At 61.1% G+C, this 21823-nt stretch carries 18 protein-coding genes; 4 read left to right on the plus strand and 14 right to left on the minus strand.

Annotated elements, in window-relative coordinates:
• Window positions 1-3 precede the first annotated feature (3 nt).
• Both ACSQ3G_RS26210 and ACSQ3G_RS26215 read left to right on the plus strand, forming a co-directional pair.
• The gene (locus ACSQ3G_RS26210) at window positions 4-975 is read left to right on the plus strand and encodes an ABC transporter ATP-binding protein (RefSeq protein ID WP_436112314.1); all 972 of its coding nucleotides are present in this window, start codon (window positions 4-6) and stop codon (window positions 973-975) included.
• A 13-nt stretch (window positions 976-988) separates the two neighbouring features.
• Window positions 989-1984, plus strand: a complete 996-nt coding sequence (locus tag ACSQ3G_RS26215) for an ABC transporter ATP-binding protein (RefSeq protein WP_436113194.1) — start codon at window positions 989-991, stop codon at window positions 1982-1984.
• 165 nt (window positions 1985-2149) lie between these two features.
• On the opposite strand, the gene ACSQ3G_RS26220 is transcribed toward ACSQ3G_RS26215, so the two are convergent.
• The 13 genes from ACSQ3G_RS26220 to ACSQ3G_RS26280 all read right to left on the minus strand — a co-directional run bounded on the left by ACSQ3G_RS26220 (window position 2150) and on the right by ACSQ3G_RS26280 (window position 18003).
• Window positions 2150-2611 (minus strand): DUF411 domain-containing protein, encoded by a 462-nt coding sequence (locus tag ACSQ3G_RS26220; protein WP_436112315.1) that lies wholly within the window; start codon window positions 2609-2611, stop codon window positions 2150-2152.
• The gene (locus ACSQ3G_RS26225; protein WP_436112316.1) at window positions 2608-5778 is read right to left on the minus strand and encodes an efflux RND transporter permease subunit; all 3171 of its coding nucleotides are present in this window, start codon (window positions 5776-5778) and stop codon (window positions 2608-2610) included. The genes ACSQ3G_RS26220 and ACSQ3G_RS26225 overlap by 4 nt, the downstream gene beginning before the upstream one ends.
• Window positions 5775-7190 carry an efflux RND transporter periplasmic adaptor subunit gene (locus tag ACSQ3G_RS26230; protein ID WP_436112317.1) on the minus strand — a complete coding sequence of 472 codons (1416 nt, stop codon included), beginning with the start codon at window positions 7188-7190 and terminating at the stop codon, window positions 5775-5777. Before ACSQ3G_RS26230 ends, ACSQ3G_RS26225 begins: the two co-directional genes overlap by 4 nt.
• The gene (locus ACSQ3G_RS26235) at window positions 7187-7549 is read right to left on the minus strand and encodes a FixH family protein (protein WP_436112318.1); all 363 of its coding nucleotides are present in this window, start codon (window positions 7547-7549) and stop codon (window positions 7187-7189) included. Before ACSQ3G_RS26235 ends, ACSQ3G_RS26230 begins: the two co-directional genes overlap by 4 nt.
• A 132-nt stretch (window positions 7550-7681) precedes the next feature.
• Complete coding sequence (locus tag ACSQ3G_RS26240; protein WP_436112319.1) at window positions 7682-8041, minus strand: hypothetical protein; 360 nt, start codon at window positions 8039-8041, stop codon at window positions 7682-7684.
• Window positions 8042-8547: 506 nt separating this feature from the next.
• The gene (locus ACSQ3G_RS26245) at window positions 8548-10902 is read right to left on the minus strand and encodes a penicillin acylase family protein (protein ID WP_436112320.1); all 2355 of its coding nucleotides are present in this window, start codon (window positions 10900-10902) and stop codon (window positions 8548-8550) included.
• 26 nt (window positions 10903-10928) lie between these two features.
• Window positions 10929-11906 (minus strand): ABC transporter ATP-binding protein, encoded by a 978-nt coding sequence (locus ACSQ3G_RS26250; RefSeq protein ID WP_436112321.1) that lies wholly within the window; start codon window positions 11904-11906, stop codon window positions 10929-10931.
• Window positions 11903-12901: an ABC transporter ATP-binding protein gene (locus ACSQ3G_RS26255; RefSeq protein ID WP_436112322.1), complete on the minus strand. Its 999-nt coding sequence runs from the start codon at window positions 12899-12901 to the stop codon at window positions 11903-11905. The genes ACSQ3G_RS26250 and ACSQ3G_RS26255 overlap by 4 nt, the downstream gene beginning before the upstream one ends.
• 6 nt (window positions 12902-12907) lie before the next feature.
• A complete protein-coding gene (locus ACSQ3G_RS26260) occupies window positions 12908-13690 on the minus strand; it encodes an SDR family NAD(P)-dependent oxidoreductase (protein ID WP_436112323.1) in 783 nt (260 codons plus the stop codon).
• 28 nt (window positions 13691-13718) lie between these two features.
• Window positions 13719-14582: an ABC transporter permease gene (locus ACSQ3G_RS26265; RefSeq protein ID WP_436112324.1), complete on the minus strand. Its 864-nt coding sequence runs from the start codon at window positions 14580-14582 to the stop codon at window positions 13719-13721.
• 10 nt (window positions 14583-14592) lie between these two features.
• Complete coding sequence (locus ACSQ3G_RS26270) at window positions 14593-15513, minus strand: ABC transporter permease (RefSeq protein WP_105420535.1); 921 nt, start codon at window positions 15511-15513, stop codon at window positions 14593-14595.
• 18 nt (window positions 15514-15531) lie between these two features.
• Entirely contained in the window at window positions 15532-17025 is a 1494-nt protein-coding gene (locus tag ACSQ3G_RS26275; protein ID WP_436112325.1) for an ABC transporter substrate-binding protein, read from the minus strand.
• 42 nt (window positions 17026-17067) lie between these two features.
• Complete coding sequence (locus ACSQ3G_RS26280) at window positions 17068-18003, minus strand: polysaccharide deacetylase family protein (RefSeq protein ID WP_436112326.1); 936 nt, start codon at window positions 18001-18003, stop codon at window positions 17068-17070.
• Window positions 18004-18113: 110 nt separating this feature from the next.
• Here ACSQ3G_RS26280 and ACSQ3G_RS26285 point away from each other — a divergent pair, with 110 nt between their 5' ends.
• A complete protein-coding gene (locus ACSQ3G_RS26285) occupies window positions 18114-18872 on the plus strand; it encodes an IclR family transcriptional regulator (RefSeq protein ID WP_436112327.1) in 759 nt (252 codons plus the stop codon).
• A 319-nt stretch (window positions 18873-19191) separates the two neighbouring features.
• Window positions 19192-19851 carry a peroxiredoxin gene (locus ACSQ3G_RS26290; protein WP_037083730.1) on the plus strand — a complete coding sequence of 220 codons (660 nt, stop codon included), beginning with the start codon at window positions 19192-19194 and terminating at the stop codon, window positions 19849-19851.
• 454 nt (window positions 19852-20305) lie between these two features.
• On the opposite strand, the gene ACSQ3G_RS26295 is transcribed toward ACSQ3G_RS26290, so the two are convergent.
• On the minus strand, window positions 20306-21625 hold the full coding sequence (locus ACSQ3G_RS26295) for an LLM class flavin-dependent oxidoreductase (protein ID WP_436112328.1): 1320 nt from the start codon (window positions 21623-21625) through the stop codon (window positions 20306-20308).
• Window positions 21626-21823 lie beyond the last annotated feature (198 nt).

Below are 21823 nucleotides of genomic sequence, written 5' to 3' on the forward strand. Positions count from 1 at the left end.
ACAGTGAGCGACACTTTTTTCTTCCAGGTCGATGGCCTCAATACCTGGTTCTTCACCCGCAAGGGCACCATCAAGTCGGTACGTGATATTTCCTTCGAAGTCGCCCGCGGCGAGGTTCTCGGCATCGTTGGCGAATCCGGGTCTGGCAAATCGGTGACGGGGATGTCGATCATGGGCCAGATCGACGAGCCCGGTCGCATCATATCGGGTTCGATCAGCCTCGACGGCCAGGAACTGACCGGCCTCGATTTCGAGGAAATGCGCCATTATCGCGGCAACCGCATCGCCATGGTCTTCCAAAACCCGCTGATGACGCTGAACCCGCTGATGCGGGTGCGCGACCAGATGTACGAGGCGATCAGCGCCCATGAAAGCGTACCCCGCAAGGAAATGTACGATCGCTGCATTGAGGCGCTGCGATCAGTCGGCATCCCATCGCCCGAAGAACGGCTCAACGCCTATCCACACGAGATGTCGGGCGGCATGCGCCAGCGTGTGGTGATCGCCATTGCGCTTCTTCTCGGGCCGGACCTGATCATTGCCGACGAACCGACCACGGCGCTCGACGTGACGATCCAGGCGCAGATTATCTACCAGATCCGCCGCCAGATCGACGAGCGAGGGCTCGGCATGATCTGGATAACTCACGATCTTTCGACGCTTTCCGAACTCGCCGATCGGATCATGGTCATGTATGCCGGCGCCATGATGGAGATCGGCACGACCGAGGAGATCATCGGCGCCGCCCGTCATCCCTATACCCGAAAGCTGCTCGAGTCAGTTCCCTCCCGCAACGCGCCGGGAGAAAAACTGAAGCAGATCCCCGGCAACATGCCATCCCTTCTGACGCTCGGCGAAGGCTGTCCGTTCGCGAACCGCTGCGAGCGCATGACGGACATCTGCCGCCAGCCGGTGCAGGCGAGGCAATTGTCTGAGACGCACCGCATCTGGTGCTATCACCCATTCGAGGATTGATGCCGTGAACGAGATGATTTTCGAAGCAAAAGACCTGTCGCGCAGCTTTGCCGTCGGAAGCTCACCGTTACAGGACTTCGCGGACCATTTCCTGCGCAACCGGCAGCCGGCCGTCCTGCGCGCGGTGGACAATGTTTCGATGACGTTGAACGAGGGCGAGACGCTAGGCGTCGTCGGCGAGTCCGGCTGCGGCAAGTCGACGCTCGCCCGGATGATCGCCGGGATTCTTCCAGCCTCTTCGGGTGAACGGCGCTTTCGCGGCGAAGATTACGACAGCTTCCTGAGGCGCAAGCGGGACGCGCTGAAAGTCCAGATGGTTTTCCAGGACCCGATGTCCTCACTCAATCCGCGCCTGCGCGTCGGGGAGATCGTCGGCGAAGCGGCGGTCCTGCACGGACTGGTGCCGCGCTCGCGTGTGAAGGATTATGTGGTCGACATCCTTGCGCGCGTCGGCCTCCCGGCGGACAGCGTCGGCCGCTACCCTCATCAATTTTCCGGCGGCCAGCGTCAGCGCGTCGGCATCGCCCGGGCGCTGGCTGTGAAGCCCGACATGCTGATCTGTGATGAGGCGGTGGCCGCGCTCGACGTGTCTGTTCAGGCGCAGATCATCAATCTTCTGCTGGACATTAGGCGTGATAGCGGCCTGGCGATGATCTTCATCAGCCATGACCTCGGCGTCATCCGCCATCTCTGCGATCGCGTGGCCGTCATGTATCTTGGTCGCGTGGTGGAGCTTGCCAAAACGTCGGAACTTTTCGCATCGCCGACGCATCCCTATACGCGCATGCTGCTGGACGGGATGCCGAAAATCTCGGCGCAACGCCGGCGGTTCATGCCGATCCAGGGCGAGATACCCTCTCCGCTCAATCCGCCATCCGGCTGTCACTTCCATCCGCGTTGTCCGATGGTGACCGACCATTGCCATCGGATCCGGCCCGAGTTGCGAGAAATCGAACCCGGGCATGTCCATGCGTGCCTAAATGTGGAGCCGCATTCCAAGAGATTGTAAACAGAGAAGCTTGCCGCGCAGGGCTTGCGATCGGAGGTGACGATCGAAGAAGCAAAACGCTTTGCCATGCCAGCACTTCGGAAAAGAACACCCTGATCGATGATATCGACTCTCCCGGGCTGCCAAGCCGGCATGGAATGGGTGAACAGGCAACCGCAAGCAGGCTCAAAGCTTCGTCGGCCGAACGCTCATAAAGATTGACGCTCCACCTTGCTTGTCGACACTCCACACATCGAATGACGCTACCGCCGGATTGTCGCCCATTCCAAGTGATCCCACGGGCATACCCGGTACTGCGAGGCCAAGGATATCCGGAACATCGTTGAGCAGTCTCTCAACGGCTTCCAGCGGGACATGCCCCTCGATGAAGTATTTGCCGATGATCGCCGTATGGCAGCCTTCCAGATTTTTCGGCACTCGGTATCTCCGCTTTACCGAGTCAAGATCGTCGACCTCCTGAACGTCGACGGCGATATCGGCCTGCGTTATGGCGTTAGCCCACGCGCCGCAACAGCCGCAGGTCGGGTCTTTATAGACCGTCATTCTCGTTTGCGACGCGCGCGCTGGGGCCGTGCTGGCAACTGCGACGGTCGCGACTGCGGAGCATATGAATTGTCTCCTGTTCATGCGGTAACTCCTTCTATTTGTGGTCCTTGGGGATGGTGAGGCTGTTCAACCCGGGCTTCCGGAAGACGCCAGCCCTTGACCAGGGCATAGACTGCGGGAATGACGACGAGCGTTAGGATGGTCGACGAAACCATTCCACCGATCATTGGAACAGCAATTCGCTGCATGATTTCCGAGCCGGTCCCGGTACTCCAGAGGATCGGGATCAAACCAGCCATGATGGCGACAACCGTCATCATCTTTGGCCTCACTCGTTCGACCGCGCCGACCATGATTGCGTCTCGGAGGTCTGCTTTCGTCAGAGGCCTCCCCTCGGTCAAGCAGACCTCGCGTCTCTCCTTGAGGGCGTGATCGAGGTAGATGAGCATGATCACCCCAGTTTCGGCGGCGACGCCCGCCAGAGCAATGAATCCGACCGCGACTGCAACAGATGCATTGAAACCAAGCCACCACATCAGCCATATGCCGCCAACCAACGCGAATGGCAGGGAGAGCATGACGATGAATGTCTCGGTCAGAGCCCGGAAATTCAGGTAGAGAAGCAGGAAGATAAGCGCCAAGGTCAGCGGAACGACCACGGATAGTCTTGCTTTGGCGCGTTCCAGATATTCGAATTGGCCACTCCAGGCTACCGAATAGCCGGGTGGCATTTCCACGCTTCTATCGACTGCCTCGCGTGCCTCCGCGACGTAGCCGCCGAGGTCCCTTCCGGCGATGTCGACGAAGATGTAGACGGCCAGCTGACCGTTCTCCGTGCGGATGCTCGTCGCGCCCCGGCTCAGGCCGATCTGGGCGACCTGCCCAAGGGGGACCGATCCTCCTCCCGGGATGGCGACTTGCACCTCACGCGCAATCGCCTGCGGATCGCTCCTAAAGGCACGGGGGTAGCGCACCGCCACTCCGTATCGTTCGCGACCTTCCACCGTGGAGGTCACTACTTCTGAACCGAGCGCCATGCCGACGACGTCCTGCACGTCGTCTACCGTCAGTCCGTACCGTCCAAGCGCGATCCGGTCTGGGACGATATCCAGGTAGTAGCCGCCGATGACCCTTTCCGCGTAGGCACTGGACGTTCCCGGGACCGTCTTCAGGACCGTCTCGATGTCGCGCGCGACCCGCTCCATCTCCTTCAGGTCTGTCCCGAAAACTTTAACTCCCACGGGTGTCCTGATGCCCGTCGAGAGCATGTCGATCCGGGCACGGATCGGCATCGTCCAGGCGTTTGAGACTCCTGGAAACTGCAGTGCAGCATCCATTTCCAGCTTCAGGTTGTCTATCGTCACTCCCGGCCGCCATTCCGATTTCGGCTTCAGCGTGATGATTGTCTCGAACATTTCCGTGGGCGCGGGATCGGTTGCGGTCAGCGCCCGCCCGGCTTTGCCGAAAACCGTCTCGACCTCGGGAAACGACTTGATGATCCTGTCCTGGGTTTGCATCAGTTCCGCTGCCTTGGTGACAGACAGGCCGGGCAATGTCGTCGGCATGTACATCAGCGTGCCCTCGTTCAAGGTGGGCATAAACTCGGTTCCAACCTGTCGGGCGGGCCAAACTGTTGCTGCAAGTGCCGCAATAGCCAAGAGGATGGTCAGAACCTTCGCTCGCAGTACCCCCTTTATGACCGGGCGGTAGGCCCAGATCAGGAATCGATTGAGCGGGTTACGATGTTCAGGGATGATCCTCCCCCGGACGAATATGACCATGAGAGCTGGCACAAGCGTCACCGAAAGCAGCGCGGCCGCCGCCATTGCGAAAGTCTTTGTGAAGGCAAGTGGCCCGAACAAGCGTCCTTCCTGGGATTCGAGAGTGAAGATCGGCAGAAACGACACCGTGATGATCAGCAAGCTAAAGAACAGGGCCGGGCCAACCTCGCTTGCCGCTTCGATGATGACTAGCGATCTCTTCTTGTCGGGTGGCGCGCGTTCGAGATGCTTATGTGCATTCTCGATCATGACGATGGCTGCATCGATCATCGCGCCGATGGCGATGGCGATCCCGCCCAGGCTCATGATGTTGGCCCCGATGTCGAGTGCCCGCATCGCTACGAAGGCCATGAGAATGCCGACCGGCAGCATGATGATCGCAACAAGCGCGCTCCTGACGTGAAGCAGGAAAGCGACCGTTACCAGGGCAACGACGATGGACTCCTCGACAAGCGTTCCTTTCAAGGTTTCGATAGCCGCCTCGATCAGCTGTGATCGGTCGTAGACCGGTATGATCTGTGTGCCCTCAGGGAGGCTTTTTCTTACGTTCGCCAGGCTTTCTTTGACGCCCTCGATGACCGTCAACGCGTTCGACCCGAAACGCTGGAGGACGATCCCACTCGCAACTTCGCCTTCGCCGTTCAGTTCGGTGATGCCCCTTCGCTCGTCCGGAACGGTCTCGACTCTCGCAACGTCTCTGAGCCGAAGTGGAGCGCCTCCCTCCGATATCAGGGCGATGTTTTCGATATCAGCGATGCCCTTCAAATAACCCTTGCCTCGGACCATGAACTCGAACTCAGACAGTTCGACGGTACGTCCACCAACATCTCGGTTGCTGGCGCGAACCGCGTCGGTAATCTGTTTGAGCGTGATGTTTTGAGCCCGAAGCCGGATGGGATCGACAACCACCGAATATTGCTTCACGAACCCGCCGACGCTGGCTACCTCGGAAACGCCATCGGCCCTCGCGACACCAAAACGAACGACCCAATCCTGAAGCGACCGCAGTTCCGCAAGCGAAAGCTCCTTTGCTACCAGCGCATACTGATAGACCCAGCCAACACCGGTTGCGTCGGGACCAAGGCTTGGTGCGACTCCGTTCGGCAGACGGCTGGTGGCGGTATTCAGATATTCCAGGACACGGCTTCGAGCCCAGTAAGGATCGGTACCATCTTCGAAAATGACGTAGACGAACGATACGCCGAAGAACGAGAAACCACGCACCACCTTTGAGCGCGGGACGGTCAACATAGACGTGGTGAGAGGATAGGTAACCTGATCCTCAACGACCTGCGGAGCTTGTCCAGGGTAATCGGTGTAAACGATAACCTGGACATCCGACAGATCGGGTATCGCGTCCAGCGGAAGGGTTCGGATCGAATAGATACCCGCCGCTACCGCCAAGGCGGCACCAACGAAGATCAACACAAGGTTCCTGGAAGACCAGGCAATCACCCCGGCGATCATGGCTTGGTCTCCTGTGGAGTAACGGCGTTAAGGGCTGACGTGAGGTTGCCCTCCGCATCGAGCAGAAAATTCCCGGAGCTGACGACCGTATCCCCTGGCGCTATCCCTTCCTTGATTTCTGTTAAGTCGGCACCCCGAGCACCAAGTTTCACGTCCCGCGCTTCGAAACGCCCCTCGCCTTTGTCGAGGAAGACGATCTGGCGGCTGCCGGTATCAATAATGGAGGAACTGGGTACCGCGACGACCGGAGCCGCCCCGCCGACGTCGATCTCCACCTCCGCGAACATGTCGGCAAGCAGACTACCGTCGGAGTTGGGCACTTCTATTCGAATCTTCGCCGTTCTGGTCTGTGCTTGAAGGCCGGGATAAACCAGCCCGACTTTTCCTTGAACCTCCCGCCCGGGAAAATTTGGAAAGCTGACTCTAGCAGGCTGATTGATCTTGACTGCCGAAAGATCGTACTCAGGCACGTCGGCAATGACCCAGATCGACGAGTTGTCAACGATCCTGAACAGCGCGTCTCCGGCTTCGGCCATCATGCCTGGGAGCGCAGGACGTTCGAGAATAACCCCGTCAATGGGGGAGACATATTGTAGCGACCTTGGAACAGACCGCTCCCTCGCGATGCCCTTGATCGTTTCGTCCGGCACGCCGAGATTGCGCAGCTGAAGCCCGACCCCATTGCCGAGATCACCACCGATCCCGTTCCTGATGGATGCGGCAAACTCGGCTGCTGCGCGCGCGATTTCGCCCGAGTAAAAGGAAAATAGCCGGTCACCTTTTTTGATCTGGTCGCCGGTCGTTACATTGGCAACTTCATCGATGAACGCGTCAGTCCGCATGGAGACGACCTGGATGCGCCTTTCATCGAACTGAACAACGCCTGGGACCCTGATCTTCTGTTCAATCGCTTGCCGTTCAACCTTGGCGGTCCTGACGCCGGACCTTTGGAGCTTCCCAAGCGGTACGCGCAACTCGCCCGGTTCCGGTTGCTCGCCTGCGTAGACCGGAAGGTAGTCCATTCCCATCGAATCCTTCTTGGGGACCGGCGATGTGTCGGGCAGCCCCATCGGGTTTCGGTAGTACAAGACCTTCCGTTGACCCACCGCCTCAGCTTTTTCTGGTTCGGGTCGAACGGGATCGAAGGTGATGTCCTCGCTTTCCCGGACTTCCAGAAACGGTCGGCCGTCCGACGTCTGCTTTGGACCAGGAGAGTATTCCGGCACACCATCCGGATGCCGATAGTAGATCACTTTGCCGGTTGGCGCTTTGTGTTGGGCTAAGGACGCGGTGGGTATCGGAAAGAACTGAGCCAGATAATCCCGTCCCACTCCGCGATCCCCGGCCGCATAGCTTCCTGCCCCAACGGCAGCAATCACCGTTGTGACGAGAATGAACGTGCCCCGCTTCATGGCTGTGCCTGCACGACGAGTTCGCCCTGAACAGTCTCGGGCTCGCCTTGAACCTTCATCGCGAGCTTGAACCGCCAGCCGCCTTCCATGGAAAGGTTTGCCTTGAAGCGGTAGATGCCGGGCTCTTCTAAAGACAGTGGCTCTACGCGGGTGGTCATGGCCTCCATACCCTCTGGAGCCATATCCAGTCGCGTTGCGAAGATGACGGCGTTGGAAACTGGCTTGTCTGTGCGTTTGTCGGTCAACCGCACGGCGATGACGGCATCAGGTCCCTGGCCAACAGCCGCCTTGACAAGCTGAAGTTCGTAGTCTGCCGCGCCGGCGTACGCGGCCACGGGAAAGCTGAGAGCGAGCGCCATGGCGACTCGAAACGTCGTTTGATGGGAATGAACCATTGATGTCTCACCAGAGCGTACGCTGAGCGCCGCTCCTCAATACGGAAAACAAGCAGCTCCGTTCAGGAGTGCCGGTTCAAAGAGATTGGGGTGAGATCAGGCCTTCGGGGGACGCGCAGGCGGTTCGGGTGTCGCCGAACGATGCTGGTTTTCCCTCGGAGGCGGGAAAGAAAGGCTGCTGAGGCGCAAGGAGACAGACCAACTCACGCTTGCGCCGAAATTACCCAGCAGGTTGGTCGAGCAGATCAATGCAAGCGGGCACGGCTTTCCGCAATCCGCCTTCTGTACTGGCTGCTCTTCGGGGCAGCACGGCATGTCGCCGTCCATAACCATCTCAACTTGCGATACGGAAGCCGTCATTGCCGCCGTGGCCGTGCCGATGCTGGCTGGGGCTACGAGTAGCCCCAGGACAGAAAACAGCAGAAGGAAGCGCCGGAACGCGTTGATTGCGACCATGCGTAGATGTTCGCATAGAGCGAGCAAACTGTGAAGAGGACTATTTCTTCCGCTGCCGCGACGGAGTATCGCAGATTTTTCTTAGTGCCTCTTGACCCTCCCATGCGGTCCGCTGCATTTTTTCGAACAGCTCCTGCGCGAGTTCCAGTTGCGACGGTGTCAGAGCGAGCTCCTGCCTCATTGCCAGAACATGACTGGGCCCAATCGGAACCTCAAGTGGTTGACGATAAAGGGATGAGCTACCCGCCGCTCGGCTTCGGGTACCGTCGACATTCAAGCGCCAGCACACCTCCATCGGGCTTTCGTGCAGCTATCGGTAACGACGAACTGGGTGGGATTATCGCCGAACTCGGACAGTGCACATCTTCCGCTCCCGTTTCCCAGTGGAAGACGCGGGCGCGAATTGAGCAATCGGCTCGGGAGCATCATGAGATGGTTGATCTTCTGCAGGCGCGCGACAAGACACATCCGACAAAGCGTATTCACCAACCTCCTTCCCCGCCTGCTCAACCCGGAAGAAGCATAATGCGGTGGATTGTTTCCCGGGCGATGCGGGCTTCGCTGTAGAGGAGCGGCACGTATTCGCCTTTCGACCAAATACTAGCCAGGTCCCCGTAATGACGCGAACGGGGATCGCCGGACTGGCCGGGTGTGTTGATGCAAACGCTGTTGTCCCAGTCGCCGACATCCATGACGAGGCGGACCGAGGCGCCGGCGTTGACGCCGAAATCGCCCATCCGATAGCCTGCATGCATGGGCGTCGAACGGCTGCCGCCGACGGGCAGCGGGCCGACATTCCAGTCGGTGGCATCTTCGGTCTTGATGCGGCTGGTCGCGTGTTCGAAGAGCGCGCGGTGCAGGTCGCCCCAGCGCCAGGCTTCCGGCTCGGCACCGAGCCTGTTTTCGCAATCTGCAAAGCCGCCGGAAAGCGTCGATAGCAGCATGGCGTCGCGTTCGGCGGCATCCCAGTGCGTGCCGGGTTCGCTGAGCAGCACCAGCATGCGGTCGACATCGCCGGGCAGCAGCAACTGGCGGACGGTCGGGTTCGGTGCGAACCTTGCCAGCAGTGCCGGCCGCAGGTGCTTCATCCACCAGACTTCGAAGAGCGCTGCCGCCGCACTCCCCGCTTCGAGACGATAATCCCAGCCGTTGAAAAGCTCTGTGGCATGTTCCTGCCGGTCATCCAGCGTTTGGCGGCTGGCAGCTTGTTGAAGCACGGCGCAGATGGTCGCAGCCGGCCGGGAATACACATCGGTCTGCAAAGCCATCGAGGCTTTCAACGTATGTTTGGGATCGACGCGCAGGACCGACTTGATGCGCTGGGCACGGCTGACCTCCGCCCATTCGTGGCCGATCGATGGAGCGCTTGGGTCGCGGTCGGCCGGCAGGTTCATCTCGTTGGCCGAGGCAACGAAACCTTCGGAGGGATTGTACTTGCGCGGAAGCTCCCCGGCGGACAGGAAACCGTCCCATTCGTGGGAGCTGTCGCCGGGCACGGGCAAAAGGCCTTCCCAATTTCGTCGCACCGGCGTGAAGCCGGCGGTGAACCAGCCGATATTGCCGTCAACATCTGCACTGACGTGATTGACCGAAGGCGTGCCCCAGGATCCGAGCGTCTGCGAAAATGCCTGGACGGAGCCGCTGCGCATATAGGACAGGCTGCCGAGATAGGCGGCCGAACCGGGCGCCAGCCAGACAGTGCGCATGGCGATCACCTGGCGGATCTTCCGGTTCTCGTGGAGGATCGGGCCGTGGCGGGTGAACGAAAGCGTCAGGGTCTGGTCGGGATAGCCCTTGACCGGGAAACTCTCCTCGATGCGGGTGATCTTCTCCCAGCCATCGGCGTAACGATACTGTTCCGGATCGCCGTCCTTGGTCTCGTAGACATAGACGTCTTCCTGGTCCGCGCCGAAGATGGTGAGGCCGAAGGCGGTGCGGTCGTTATGGCCGAGCGAGACACCGGGCGCGGTCGGTTCGCCGGTGCCGATGACATTGAGGCCGGGAGCCTCGAGATGGACGAGATAACGCAACGACGGCACGGCATGGGCTCGGTGCGGATCGGTTGCAAGGATGGGCCGGCCGGTCTCGGTGCGGGAGCCGTGGACCGCCCAATTGTTGGACCCCTCCTCCGCGATCGCCTGGACGATATCGCCGAGATCGGTGACCTCGGTCCATTTCCAGACATCGTCGAGCGTTGCGGCAAGCCTTGCCTTGTCGAAGGTGACGGCGGCTGTGGCGAGCTTGAACAGACGCGTCGCGACGAGCGGGATATCGGCGAGTGAAATCCCCTCCTCCGGCGTCGGCGAGACCGGGGGATCGAGCTCGAAGCGCAGCAGGTCGGTCTCTGCGTCCGCAAGCGCCATGATGTTGGCGCGCAGGATTTCCGAAATGCCGTTACGGGTCAGCGCATGGCTGCGGATTCGCACCACGTCCGCCGGCTGCCAGCGTGACGGCCTGGTGCCGAAAACAGCGAATTCTGGCGGCAAGCGAGCCGGCTCCGCCTCGCAAAGCGCGACATAGGCATTGATGCCGGCGGCAAAGGCGGTGCAGATCGCCTGCGTGTCCGGCGCGTAGGACGTCCATTCGGGGGCCATGTCTCCGCGATAGAGAAAATGCCGGGCGGCGTGGTCCTGCGCCAGGTAACCGGGGCCGAAGTCGGCGGCGAGAAGACCGAGGCCGCGCTTGCGCCACAGGTCAAGCTGCCACAGCCGGTCCCGGGCGGCATTGAAACCCTGGACGAAGAACAGGTCCTTTTCGCTCGCCGCCTTGATATGCGGGATGCCCCAGCGGTCGATGCGGATTTCTGCCTGGACATCGAGGCCAGCCAGCCGGAGGGTTTCGTGTGCCTGGGCGTCAGTCATGTCAGTCTCTCATGCGCGATGGCTTCTTAGGCGTGGTGACAAGCGACGCGCGCGCCATCGGCACGCGGCGTCAGTTCCGGCCGCTCTTTCGAGCAGATTTCGGTCGCCAGCGGGCAGCGCGTATGGAATGCGCAGCCGGACGGGATGTTTGAAGGACTTGGCAGTTCGCCGCTGAGGATAAAGCGCTGCTTGGCGCGCTGCACCTCCGGGTCGGCTTCCGGCACGGCCGACATCAGCGCCTTGGTATAGGGATGTTTCGGATTGGCGAAGAAGGTGTCGCGATCGGCCATCTCGACGAAGCGGCCGAGATACATGACGACGACCCGGTCGCAGATATGCCGCACCACGCCGAGGTCATGGCTGACGAAGAGATAGGAAACGCCGGTGCGCTTCTGCAGCGCCACCAGCAGGTTGAGGATCTGGGCGCGAACAGAAACGTCGAGCGCCGAGACCGGCTCATCGCAGATCAGCAGATCCGGCTCCAGCGCCAAGGCTCTTGCGATCACCACGCGCTGCCGCTGGCCGCCGGAAAACTGGTGCGGGTAGCGGTCCGCGTGTTCGGGCCGCAGGCCCACCTGCTGCAGCAGCGTCGCGACCCGTTCCTTCAGTGCCCTCCCCCTGGCGACGCCGCGCACGATCAGCGGCTCGCCGATCGTCGCGCCAACGGTCGAGCGCGGATCGAGAGACAGCGCCGGATCCTGAAAAATCATCTGCACCTTGCGGCGGATGTCGTTGAGCTCGCGGCGATTGGCGCCGACCACTTCGTCGCCGCTGATCCGCACGCTTCCCGAAATGGGAGCCTGCAGGCCGACAATGGTATTGGAAAGCGTCGACTTGCCGCAGCCGGATTCGCCGACCAGCGCCACCGTCTCGCCGCGGGCGATATCGAGGTCGACGCCATTGACGGCCTTGACCACCGGGCCCGACTTGCCGAGCAGTCCGCCGCGGCCGCCGAAATGGACCGCGACGTCGTGGATTTCGAGTGCGTTCTGTTGCTCGCTCATGCCGCCACCTCGCGGATTTCCGCCATGCGGTCGATATGCCAGCAGGCGGAACGATGGCCTCCGCCGCAATCGAAAAGCGGTGGCTGTTCGGTGCGACACTTGTCGGTCGCCAGCGGACAGCGTTCGGTGAAACGGCAACCCACGCCGAATTCGTTCGGCGTGGGTACCGTCCCCTCGATGGTCGCGAGGTCCGCCTTCGGCGCATCATCGAGCTTAGGCACGCTGGCAAGCAGCAGGGCTGTGTACGGATGCTTCGGCTGCCGGAAGAGATCGTGCACCGGCGCGATTTCAGCGATGCGGCCGGCATACATGACCGCCACGTCGTCGGCGATGTCGGCAACCACGCCCATGTCGTGGGTGATCAGCACGATCGCGGTGCCGCGGTCGGCGACCAGCTTCTTCATCAGGTCGAGGATCTGCGCCTGGATGGTCACGTCGAGCGCGGTGGTCGGCTCGTCGGCGACCAGCACGCGCGGGCCGCAGATCAGCGCGATCGAGATCATGATGCGCTGGCACATGCCGCCGGAGAGTTCGAACGGATATTGATCCAGCCGCCGGGTCGGGTCGGGAATGCCGACATCGACCAGCATCTGCCGCGCCTTCTCATAGGCTTCCGCTTTAGATACGCTATGGTGGACCCGGTAGGCCTCGGCAATCTGCGAACCGACCGTCGTCAGCGGGTCGAGCGAAGCACTCGGTTCCTGGAAGATGATCGAGATGTCTTTTCCCCGTGCCTTGCGGAACTGCCGTTCCGAGAGGGCTGCAAGGTCGGTGTTTTCGAGCATGATCCGGCCGGCGGTGCGTCTCGCAGCCGGCGGCAGCAGGCCGAGCATTGCATAGGAGGTCAGCGACTTGCCGCAGCCGGACTCGCCCACCAGCGCCATGACCTTGCCGGGCGCGACGGTGAAGGAGATGTCGTCGACGACGTTGGCGCCACCGATATCGATGGTCAGCCTGTCGACGGAAAGCAGCGGATTGGCGGCGGCGTCCATCATTTCTCCTCAGCCTGCCGTCTTCGCCCGTTCGGGGCGCTTGTAATTGCCGATCGAATTGCCGCCATCGACGCTGATCACGGCGCCGGTGATGAAGGCGGCCTTGTCCGAGCAGAGATAGGCGATCGCGCCCGGCGCATCCTCGGGGCCACTGGCGCGGCCGAGCGGAATGTTCTTCAGCATGTTGCTGACGTATTCGTCGGAAAGCTCGCTGACTTCGCTGCCCGGCGCGAAGCCCGGCTCGACGACATTGACGCGGATACCGTATTCGGCGAGCTCCATAGCAAACCCCTTAGACAGGCGTTCGATGGCTGTCTTCGACGTGCAATAGGGGACGGAATTCTGGTTCATCTTGCGGGCGGCACCCGAGGAGATGTTGACGATCGAGCCGGCCTTGCCCTCCGCGATCATCAGCCTGGCGAACTCGCGTGACAGCACGAAAGGCGCACGCAGGTTGACGCCGAAGACGCGGTCCCAGTCGGAGAATTCCATCTCCAACAGGCTGAAACGGGTATAGATGCCGGCGTTGTTGACGAGAATGTCGGGCGCCTTCCATTCGCGCTTCACGAGATCGACGAGTTCGAGCATCGAGACGTCGCTGATCAGCTCGGTCGCATGCAGCAGCACTTTGGAGCGGTCGAGCCCGAGCTCGGAGACCGCCTTTTCCAGCCCGTCCATGCGGACGTCGCTGAGGCAGAGCGTGGCGCCTTGCGCGGCGAAATAGGCGGCGATCCAGCGGCCGAAAATCCCGGCGGCGCCGGTGATGACGATGGTCTTGTTTTCGAATTCCATGACTTAAAACCTCAACGCGCCAAAAGACTCAACGGGTACGGGAACGTGGGTCGAGCTGGTCTCGCAACCAGTCGCCAAGCACGTTGACGGAAAAGACGAGCAGGAAGAGACAGGCGCCCGGAAAGGCGACGATCCACCAGGCCCGCTCGATGTATTGACGACCGACGCTCATAATCGAGCCCCAGCTCGAGGCCGGCGGCTGGATGCCGAGGCCGAGGAAGGAAAGGCCCGCTTCCATCAGGATCATCAGGCCGAACTCGGCGGTGGCAACGATCAGCACCGGGCCGGCGATATTCGGCAGGATATGATGGAAGAGAATGCGTGTCGCCCCTGCCCCCGCAAGCTCGGAGGCCTTGATGAACGGCAGGTTCGCCACCTGCAGTGTCTGGGCATAGGCGACGCGGGTATAACGCGGCCAGCGGGTCAGGCCGAGCACCAGGACCAGTTTCAGGAAGCCCGGGCCGAGTACCGCGACGGTGAGCACCGCCAGCAGGATCGCCGGGATCGACATCATGATGTCGACGAGGCGCATGATCAGGATCTCGATCTTGCCGCGGAACCAGCCGGCGATCATGCCGAGCGTGACGCCGACCAGCGACGAGACGACCACCGACAGCACCGCGACCGACAGCGAGACCCCTGCCCCATAGAGCGTGCGAGACAGCAGATCGCGGCCGAGGTCGTCGGTACCGAGCCAGTAGGTGATGCCGCGTATCTCGAAGCCCGGCGGTTTCAGGCGGCCGAGCAGGTTCTGCCGGTTGGGATCGGCTGGCGCCACCCAGGGCGCGAAGATCGCCAGCAGCACGATCACCAGGAAGATGACCGATACGACGATGACCGAGAGAGGGACCCGGCGAAGGCGCTGGCTAAGGGCGAGGACGGCGGTGCTCAAAGCCTTCTCCTTATCGGACCAGACGGATGCGCGGATCGACGAGCGCGTAGACGAAATCCGCGATCACGCTGGTCAGCACATAAACGAAGGAAATCAGCAGCACGATCACCTGGACGACCAGGAAGTCGCGCGACTGGATGGATTGGATGGCGAGCTGGCCGATGCCCGGCCAGGCGAATACCGTCTCGACGATGACAGCACCGGCAAGCAGGTTGCCGATTTCGAGTGCGGCAATAGTGATGACCGGGATCGCGGCATTGCGCAGCACATGGCGGAACACAACGGAGCCGAGCGACAGGCCGCGGGCGCGCCCTGCCCTGACATAATCCTTGCCGAGTTCGTCGATGATCGAAATGCGGGTCATGCGGGCAAAGGTCGACATCGAGATCGCGCCGAGCGCTAGCGACGGCATGACCAGCGAGGCGAAATCGCCGGAGCCGGAGGTCGGCAGCCAGCGCAGCGTCACGCCGAAGAGGAAGATCAGCACGATGCCGGAGAGGAAGGTCGGCACGCTCTGGCCGGTGACCACGATCGCCGTCAGAAGCCGTTCGAGCCAGCCGCCGCGCCTGGTCGCCATGATGATGCCAGCCGGAATGCCCATGCCAATCGCCACCACCAGCGCGCCGGCGGCAAGCATCGCCGTATAGGGCACACGCGAAACGACGATATCGAATGCCGGCACCCGCTGAACGACGGAAATGCCGAAGTCAAAATGCGCAAGGCCGCCCAGATATTCGAGATATTGCACCCAGATCGGCCGGTCGAAACCGAGTTGGCTGCGCAACTGGGCGATCATCTCGGCCGATGCGTCCTGCGGCACCAGCAACAGGGTGGGGTCGCCCGAGAGATGCATAACGACGAAGACGATGGTGAGAACGCCGAAGATCGCAATGATCGCCTGTATCAAACGCTCGACGGCGTATCTCAACATGATCTCGTTACCTGTCTTTTACTGCTGCCAGCTCATGTCCATGACGAACATGGCTTCATTGGCGGTCGGCTGCCACTTCAGCTTTTTGGCGGCTCCGTAGAGCGCATAGGCCTGATAGAGGCCCATGCCCGGAACGTCGTCCTTCAGGACTTGGTAGGCCTGTTCGTAGAGCTTCAGACGCTCCTTCTGGTCGAGGATGACGCGTGCCTTGTCTACCGCTTCATCGAACTTCGGGTTCGAGTACTTTGCCCAGATGCTGCCGGTGCGGAACAGCGGGAAGATCACGCCATCGACGTCCTGGCAGGCGCAGGACCAGGCGCCGAAGGCAAGACCGCCGGCATTGGCGGGATCGCCCTGGCGGCGCTTCAGGAAGGTCGCCTGGTCGCTGGACGAGATCTCCACCTTGAGGCCGGCTTCGTTGACCATCTGCTGAATGGCTTCGACGGTGGCGCGGCTATAAGCGGGAGAGGTCAGGAATTCGACGGTCGCGCCTTCCGCGCCGGCGGCCTTCACCAGTTCCTTCGCCTTGTCGAGGTTGTATTCATAACCCTTGATCTTGTCGGTGTAGCCGAAGACCGGCTCGGCGCCGAGGACTTCGACCGGCTTGCCGTATCCTTCGAGCAGCGCCTCGACGAGCGCCTGGCGGTCGATCGCATAGGCAATCGCCTGGCGGACGCGGACGTCCTTGGTAACGCCGCCCTGGGCATTGATGAAGAGATAGCCGATGCGCTCGGTCGGAACCGACAGGACCTGCGAATTGCTGTCGCTCTTGATGCTTTCGGCCTGATCCGGCGGCACGTCGCGGACGAGGTCGGCCTTGCCGGTCTTGAGGTCGGCGATACGGGTCGAGACGTCCGGAACGGTGCGGAAGACCACCTTCTGGAACGGCGGCTTGGCGCGCCAGTAGCTGCCATAGGCCTCGAGCTCGGTCTGCACGCCCTTCTGCCACTTTGCCATCCTGTAGGGGCCGGAGCCGAGCGGCTTCAGGTTGAATTCCTGGTCGCCGACCTTCTCGACATAGGCCTTGGGCACAATCGAAAGCTTGACCAGCTGGGCGAGCAGCGCTGGATAGGGTGACTTGGTGGTCATCTTGACGACGGTCGGGCTCACCGCCTCGGCCTTGGCGATCTGGTCGAACTGCGAAAGCTGCGGGCTCTTCAGCTTCGGGTCGATGATGCGGTTGATAGAAAACGCAACATCCTCAGCTGTCAGTTTCGTACCGTCCTGGAAGGTCACGTCGTCGCGGATCTGAAATTCGATCGTCTTGTCGTCGAGGTATTTCCAGGACTTGGCGATCTGCGGGACGATCTCGCCCTTCACATCGCGCGTCAGCAAGTTGTCGAAGATATTGCGGTAGATCGAATAACTGTCGGTGTTCCACTGCAGATGCGGATCAAGCGTGGCCGCATCGTTCGGCAGGTCGATGGTCAGCGTTTCCTTGGTTTGCGCAAGCGCAGTCGACGCGGTGAGCGCCAGTAGCACGGCGGCTATGGATGCGAATTTGGCAGACATTCCCTTACCCTCATTGTTGTTGCTGCTGTATTCAAGAACTGTTTACGCCGCCTTCGCGCCGGTCTTGAGCCCGGCCTCGTCGGCACAGTAGCGCGCCAGTTCCGCATGGGTGCAGAACCAGACGTCGCCCTTCGACTTGGCGAGCCGAATGATCTCTTCCAGAATGAAGATGCGTGAACGGTGCCCGATATGATGCGGGTGCATGGTGAGCTGGAACAGCCCGCCCTCTTCCCAGGCGACTTCGAGCTCGCGGGCGAAGATGTCGAAAACCATGGCCGGGCCGCCGTAAGGTCGCGCGCCGGTCATCCGGTCCATCGCCACGTAAGGTGCGTCGTCGCGGATCCACTCGACGGGGATCTCGACCACGCCGGTCGGCTCGCCGTCCTCCAGAAGCTCGTAAGGCTCCTCGTCGGCCATCAGCGAGGAATCGTAGAGCAGGCCCATCTCGCGGGCGATCTTCAGCGTATAGGGGCTGAAATCCCAGGACGCGGTGCGCATGCCGACGGGGCGGATGCCGGACAGGCGTTCGAGCGTGTCGGAGGCGCGTAGCGCCAGGTCGCGTTCGGTCACCTCGTCAAGGCGGGAATTGAATTCGTGGATCCAGCTATGGATTCCGAGCTCGTGGCCGGCAGAGACGACGGTCTTCACTTCCTCAGCGTTGATCATCGCCGAGACGGCCGGCATGAAGAAGGAGGCGGGAACGGAGTACTTTTCCAGAAAGCGCAGAATGCGCGGCATGCCGGAGCGTGCACCATACTGGCCCTGACTCATCTTGCCAAAGGATATGCCGCCATTCTTCAGTTCCATCGTCTCGTGATCGGAATCGAAGGACAATGCGACTGCCATGCGTGCGCCGTTTTTCCATTTCGCAGGCTTAAGGGAACGCCCGGCGCGTACCTTCTGAACCTTCTGCTGCCAGACACTATCCGGCCAGGTCCAGGGTTCGGAGACATCATTTTGCTTATTCGGCGCATTCATGAGATCGTTCATCCTATCAGCGCGACACTCGAAAATGCGAGTGGCTGCTTTCTAGGCAGAATTGTTATGAGCCGATCCGATAACCATCAATGGGGGTTTCGTTCACATATATGAACTCCGAAATCAAAAGCGCCGGCCGGATTCTCGATCTGCTGGAATATATGGCCTCCCGGCGGGAGGCGGTGCCGCTCACCCAGATCGTGCGCGATCTTTCTTTCCCCAAAAGCAGCGCGCACGGCCTCGTCCAGACGTTGGCTGCCCGTGGCCACGTGGTCCGGGACGATGCCGGCCGCTATATGCTGGTCGAGGCGAGCCGGCACGGCTTTCCGTTCAGGCGCCATGAAGAGCCGCTGGTCGTGGTGGCAAAACCGTTCATGGAAAAGCTGCGCGACGAGTCCGGCGAGACCATCCTGCTGGCGACGATGAACGCCCATTGCGACATCAGGCGGCTGGCGAAATGCGTCAGCCGCCATCGTGTACGCTACGACGTCAACCTCGATGCGGCGATCGCAGCCTATTGCACCGCGACCGGTCGCGTGTTGCTCGCCTTCACGCCGAAGGAGGCGCTGGAACACTATCTTTCCCGTGTCCAACTGCTCTCCTATACCCGCTACACCGTCACCGATATCGAGCGCATTCGCGAGATGCTCGTGAAGATCCGCCGGGATGGCTATGCACTGAACGACCAGGAATTCGTCACCGGCTCGACCGGCATTGCCGCGCCGATCTTCGATGGCAACGGCGCGGTCGTCGCCGCCCTCAATCTCGGCGTTCCGACGGTGCGCTACAACGAGCAGCGCGAGGGCTTTCTGCTGATGGTCCGCAGTGCAGCCGACGATATCAGCCGGGCGCTTGGCTACCGCCGCTGAGGCTCATTCCTGACGCGGATGATGGAACCGATGCGGCTGCGGCGTGATTTGGAAAGCTACACTCTTTCCTGCCGGCATTTTGGAACAAACTGCGTCGGCCTGCAATCTTGAAGCGGCTATATCCTTCTTGACGACACGGATCCGGAGTTTTCAATGGCCGCTCCTTGCTTTTGGCCCAGCGTGGGCAGCGGATCGCCGGAAGAACAGGCAGGTTTCCGCGAAATACTCTATAACTGAGAGGCGACCCAAGCGGCCGCTTGATCGGGCCGGCTTTGAAGTCCCGATCGCTGCAGAAACAACAATTCAAGGGAGCTGAAACATGAGCCTTCGTATCAACGACATAGCACCGGATTTCACCGCCGAGACCACCCAGGGCACGATCCATTTCCACGACTGGATCGGCAGCGGCTGGGCCGTGCTGTTTTCCCATCCGAAGAACTTCACGCCGGTCTGCACGACCGAGCTCGGCGCCATGGCCGGCCTTGAGGGCGAATTCAAAAAGCGCGGCGTCAAGATCATTGGCATCTCCGTCGATCCGGTCGAAAGCCACGGCAAGTGGAAGGACGACATCAAGACGGCGACCGGTTTCGAGGTGGAATATCCGCTGATCGGCGACCGCGACCTCAAGGTCGCCAAGCTCTACGACATGCTGCCGGCCGCAGCCGGCGAAAGTTCGGAGGGCCGCACGCCTGCCGACAATGCGACGGTGCGCTCGGTCTACGTGATCGGCCCGGACAAGAAGATCAAGCTGATCCTCACCTATCCGATGACCACCGGCCGCAACTTCAACGAGATCCTGCGGGCGATCGACTCGATCCAGCTCACTGCCAAGCACCAGGTAGCGACGCCGGCCAACTGGAAGCAGGGTGAGGATGTGATCATCACCGCCGCCGTTTCCAACGAGGATGCAATCACCCGCTTCGGTTCGTTCGATACGGTCCTGCCCTATCTGCGCAAGACCAAGCAGCCCACGGCCTGATATCGGCTGGTCTGTTCAAACATAAAAAGGCCGGCGGAGCGGATCGCTTCGCCGGCCTTTTCGCGTAGTCCGGATAACGGCCTCCGAAGGCCGGTCTCAATAGACGGGATACATGCCCCAGAAGAAGCTCTCCGAATGTTCGCGATCGGGATCGCGAAGTTCCTCACGATCCTTTTCGAAGGTCTTGCGTTCAGTGCTGTCCACACCCGCCCTGCCCGGCGCGCGCCGGGCCAGTCCGAACAGATCAAATCCAAACAGGGATAAGCCACAAGCGATCATCGTCAGCCTCCAGTCGGTTGAGCGTAATATCTCCCCACTTTCAGGCCAAATACCGTTTCGGTCAATGTAGTCTATCAAAACCCTATACTAATTCGTTGACACATTTGAAATTGTTATGTCCAAAATGTGGCAGTCGACGAAATAGCGATCCCAGCTCGCTTGCGGTTGCGTTCCCTCAGGCAAAGAAGCGGTTGGCCGGCCGCGGCAGGCCGAGATGTTCGCGCAGCGTCGATCCTTCATAGTCGTGGCGGAAGATGCCGCGGCGCTGCAATTCCGGAATGACCCTTTGCGTCACGTCGTCCAGACCCTGCGGCAGGTAGGGGAAAACGACAGTAAATCCGTCGCTCGCCTCTTCCGAAAGCCAGGCCTGCATCTCGTCGGCGATGGTTTCCGGGGTTCCGACAAAGGCGAGGCCCGAATAACCGCCGTAACGCTGGGCAAGCTGGCGCACCGTCAGTTTTTCCTGCTCGGCGAGTTTGAGGACCTGGGCGCGGCCGGACTTGCTGGCGTTGGTCTCCGGAATTTCCGGCAACGGACCGTCCGGATCGAAACCGGAAGCATCGTGGCCAAGCGCGATCGACAGCGAGGCGATGGCGCTATCGTAATGCACCAGGCTGTCGAGTTTCGCCCGCTTCGCCTTCGCTTCCTCGATGGTATCGCCGACAACGATGAAGGCAGCCGGCAGGATCTTCAGATGGTCGGGGTTGCGCGAGGCGGCGACCATGCGGCCCTTGATATCCGCATAAAGCGCCTTGGAGGCTGCGAGATCGCGTGGCGAACAGAAGACCAGTTCGGCGGTCTCGGCTGCGAGCTGGCGTCCCGGTTCCGATTGCCCGGCCTGCACGATCACCGGCCAGCCTTGCACCGGCCGGGCGATATTGAGCGGCCCGCGTACGCTGAGTTCCTCACCCTTGTGGTCCAGCACGTGCATCTTCTCCGGATCAAAGAAGATGCCGCTTTGCCGATCGCGGATGAAGGCGTCGTCCGCAAAACTGTCCCAAAGTCCGGTGACGACGTCGTAAAACTCGCGCGCCCGCTTGTAGCGCTCGCCGTGCTCCACATGCTCGTCGAGACCGAAATTGCGGGCGGAATCCGGATTGGACGTGGTGACGATGTTCCATGCGGCGCGGCCGTTGCTGATATGGTCAAGCGAGGCGAACCGGCGGGCCACATGATAGGGCTCGTCGAAGGTTGTCGAGGCGGTCGCCGCAAGGCCGATCTTCTCGGTGACCGCGGCAAGCGCCGACAGCAGCGTGAACGGCTCGAACGACGTCACTGTGTGACTGCGCTTCAGCGCTTCGACCGGCATGTTCAACACCGCCAAGTGATCGGCCATGAAGAACGCGTCGAACTTGGCTGCCTCCAGCTTCTGAATGAAGGACTTGATATGCCCGAAATTGAAATTGGCGTCCGCATAGGCGCCGGGATAACGCCAGGCACCGGTATGCAGGCTGACGGGACGCATGAAGGCGGTAAGGTGTAGTGATCTTGCCATGGGACGACGCTCTGCTGAGGGGAAAAACGGGCTCGTTTCCTTAAACTAGGCATTCCTGTTCGGCGCGCTAAGGAAAGTTGTTGCGTTGATCCCCTCGCCCCGGAGAAATTCTCTCCCCTTCCGCTCAACTTGGCGTGACAATCCGCAAATCTCTCGGTGCGGCCGCCAAAAAGAGAAAATTCACGTCGTTCGGCCCGT

It is taken from the genome of Neorhizobium tomejilense, from assembly GCF_964254135.1.
GTDB lineage: Bacteria > Pseudomonadota > Alphaproteobacteria > Rhizobiales > Rhizobiaceae > Neorhizobium > Neorhizobium tomejilense.

Excerpts from the sequence above, each read along its gene's own strand:
- ACSQ3G_RS26290 (WP_037083730.1), top strand. The coding sequence starts at position 19,192 with ATGAGCCTTCGTATCAACGACATAGCACCGGATTTCACCGCCGAGACC.
- ACSQ3G_RS26235 (WP_436112318.1), bottom strand. The coding sequence starts at position 7,549 with ATGGCGCTCGCTCTCAGCTTTCCCGTGGCCGCGTACGCCGGCGCGGCA.
- ACSQ3G_RS26255 (WP_436112322.1), bottom strand. The coding sequence starts at position 12,901 with ATGATGGACGCCGCCGCCAATCCGCTGCTTTCCGTCGACAGGCTGACC.
- ACSQ3G_RS26225 (WP_436112316.1), bottom strand. The coding sequence starts at position 5,778 with ATGATCGCCGGGGTGATTGCCTGGTCTTCCAGGAACCTTGTGTTGATC.
- ACSQ3G_RS26230 (WP_436112317.1), bottom strand. The coding sequence starts at position 7,190 with ATGAAGCGGGGCACGTTCATTCTCGTCACAACGGTGATTGCTGCCGTT.
- ACSQ3G_RS26295 (WP_436112328.1), bottom strand. The coding sequence starts at position 21,625 with ATGGCAAGATCACTACACCTTACCGCCTTCATGCGTCCCGTCAGCCTG.
- ACSQ3G_RS26280 (WP_436112326.1), bottom strand. The coding sequence starts at position 18,003 with ATGAATGCGCCGAATAAGCAAAATGATGTCTCCGAACCCTGGACCTGG.
- ACSQ3G_RS26245 (WP_436112320.1), bottom strand. The coding sequence starts at position 10,902 with ATGACTGACGCCCAGGCACACGAAACCCTCCGGCTGGCTGGCCTCGAT.
- ACSQ3G_RS26220 (WP_436112315.1), bottom strand. The coding sequence starts at position 2,611 with ATGAACAGGAGACAATTCATATGCTCCGCAGTCGCGACCGTCGCAGTT.
- ACSQ3G_RS26270 (WP_105420535.1), bottom strand. The coding sequence starts at position 15,513 with ATGTTGAGATACGCCGTCGAGCGTTTGATACAGGCGATCATTGCGATC.
- ACSQ3G_RS26240 (WP_436112319.1), bottom strand. The coding sequence starts at position 8,041 with ATGGTCGCAATCAACGCGTTCCGGCGCTTCCTTCTGCTGTTTTCTGTC.
- ACSQ3G_RS26275 (WP_436112325.1), bottom strand. The coding sequence starts at position 17,025 with ATGTCTGCCAAATTCGCATCCATAGCCGCCGTGCTACTGGCGCTCACC.
- ACSQ3G_RS26250 (WP_436112321.1), bottom strand. The coding sequence starts at position 11,906 with ATGAGCGAGCAACAGAACGCACTCGAAATCCACGACGTCGCGGTCCAT.
- ACSQ3G_RS26285 (WP_436112327.1), top strand. The coding sequence starts at position 18,114 with ATGAACTCCGAAATCAAAAGCGCCGGCCGGATTCTCGATCTGCTGGAA.
- ACSQ3G_RS26260 (WP_436112323.1), bottom strand. The coding sequence starts at position 13,690 with ATGGAATTCGAAAACAAGACCATCGTCATCACCGGCGCCGCCGGGATT.
- ACSQ3G_RS26215 (WP_436113194.1), top strand. The coding sequence starts at position 989 with ATGATTTTCGAAGCAAAAGACCTGTCGCGCAGCTTTGCCGTCGGAAGC.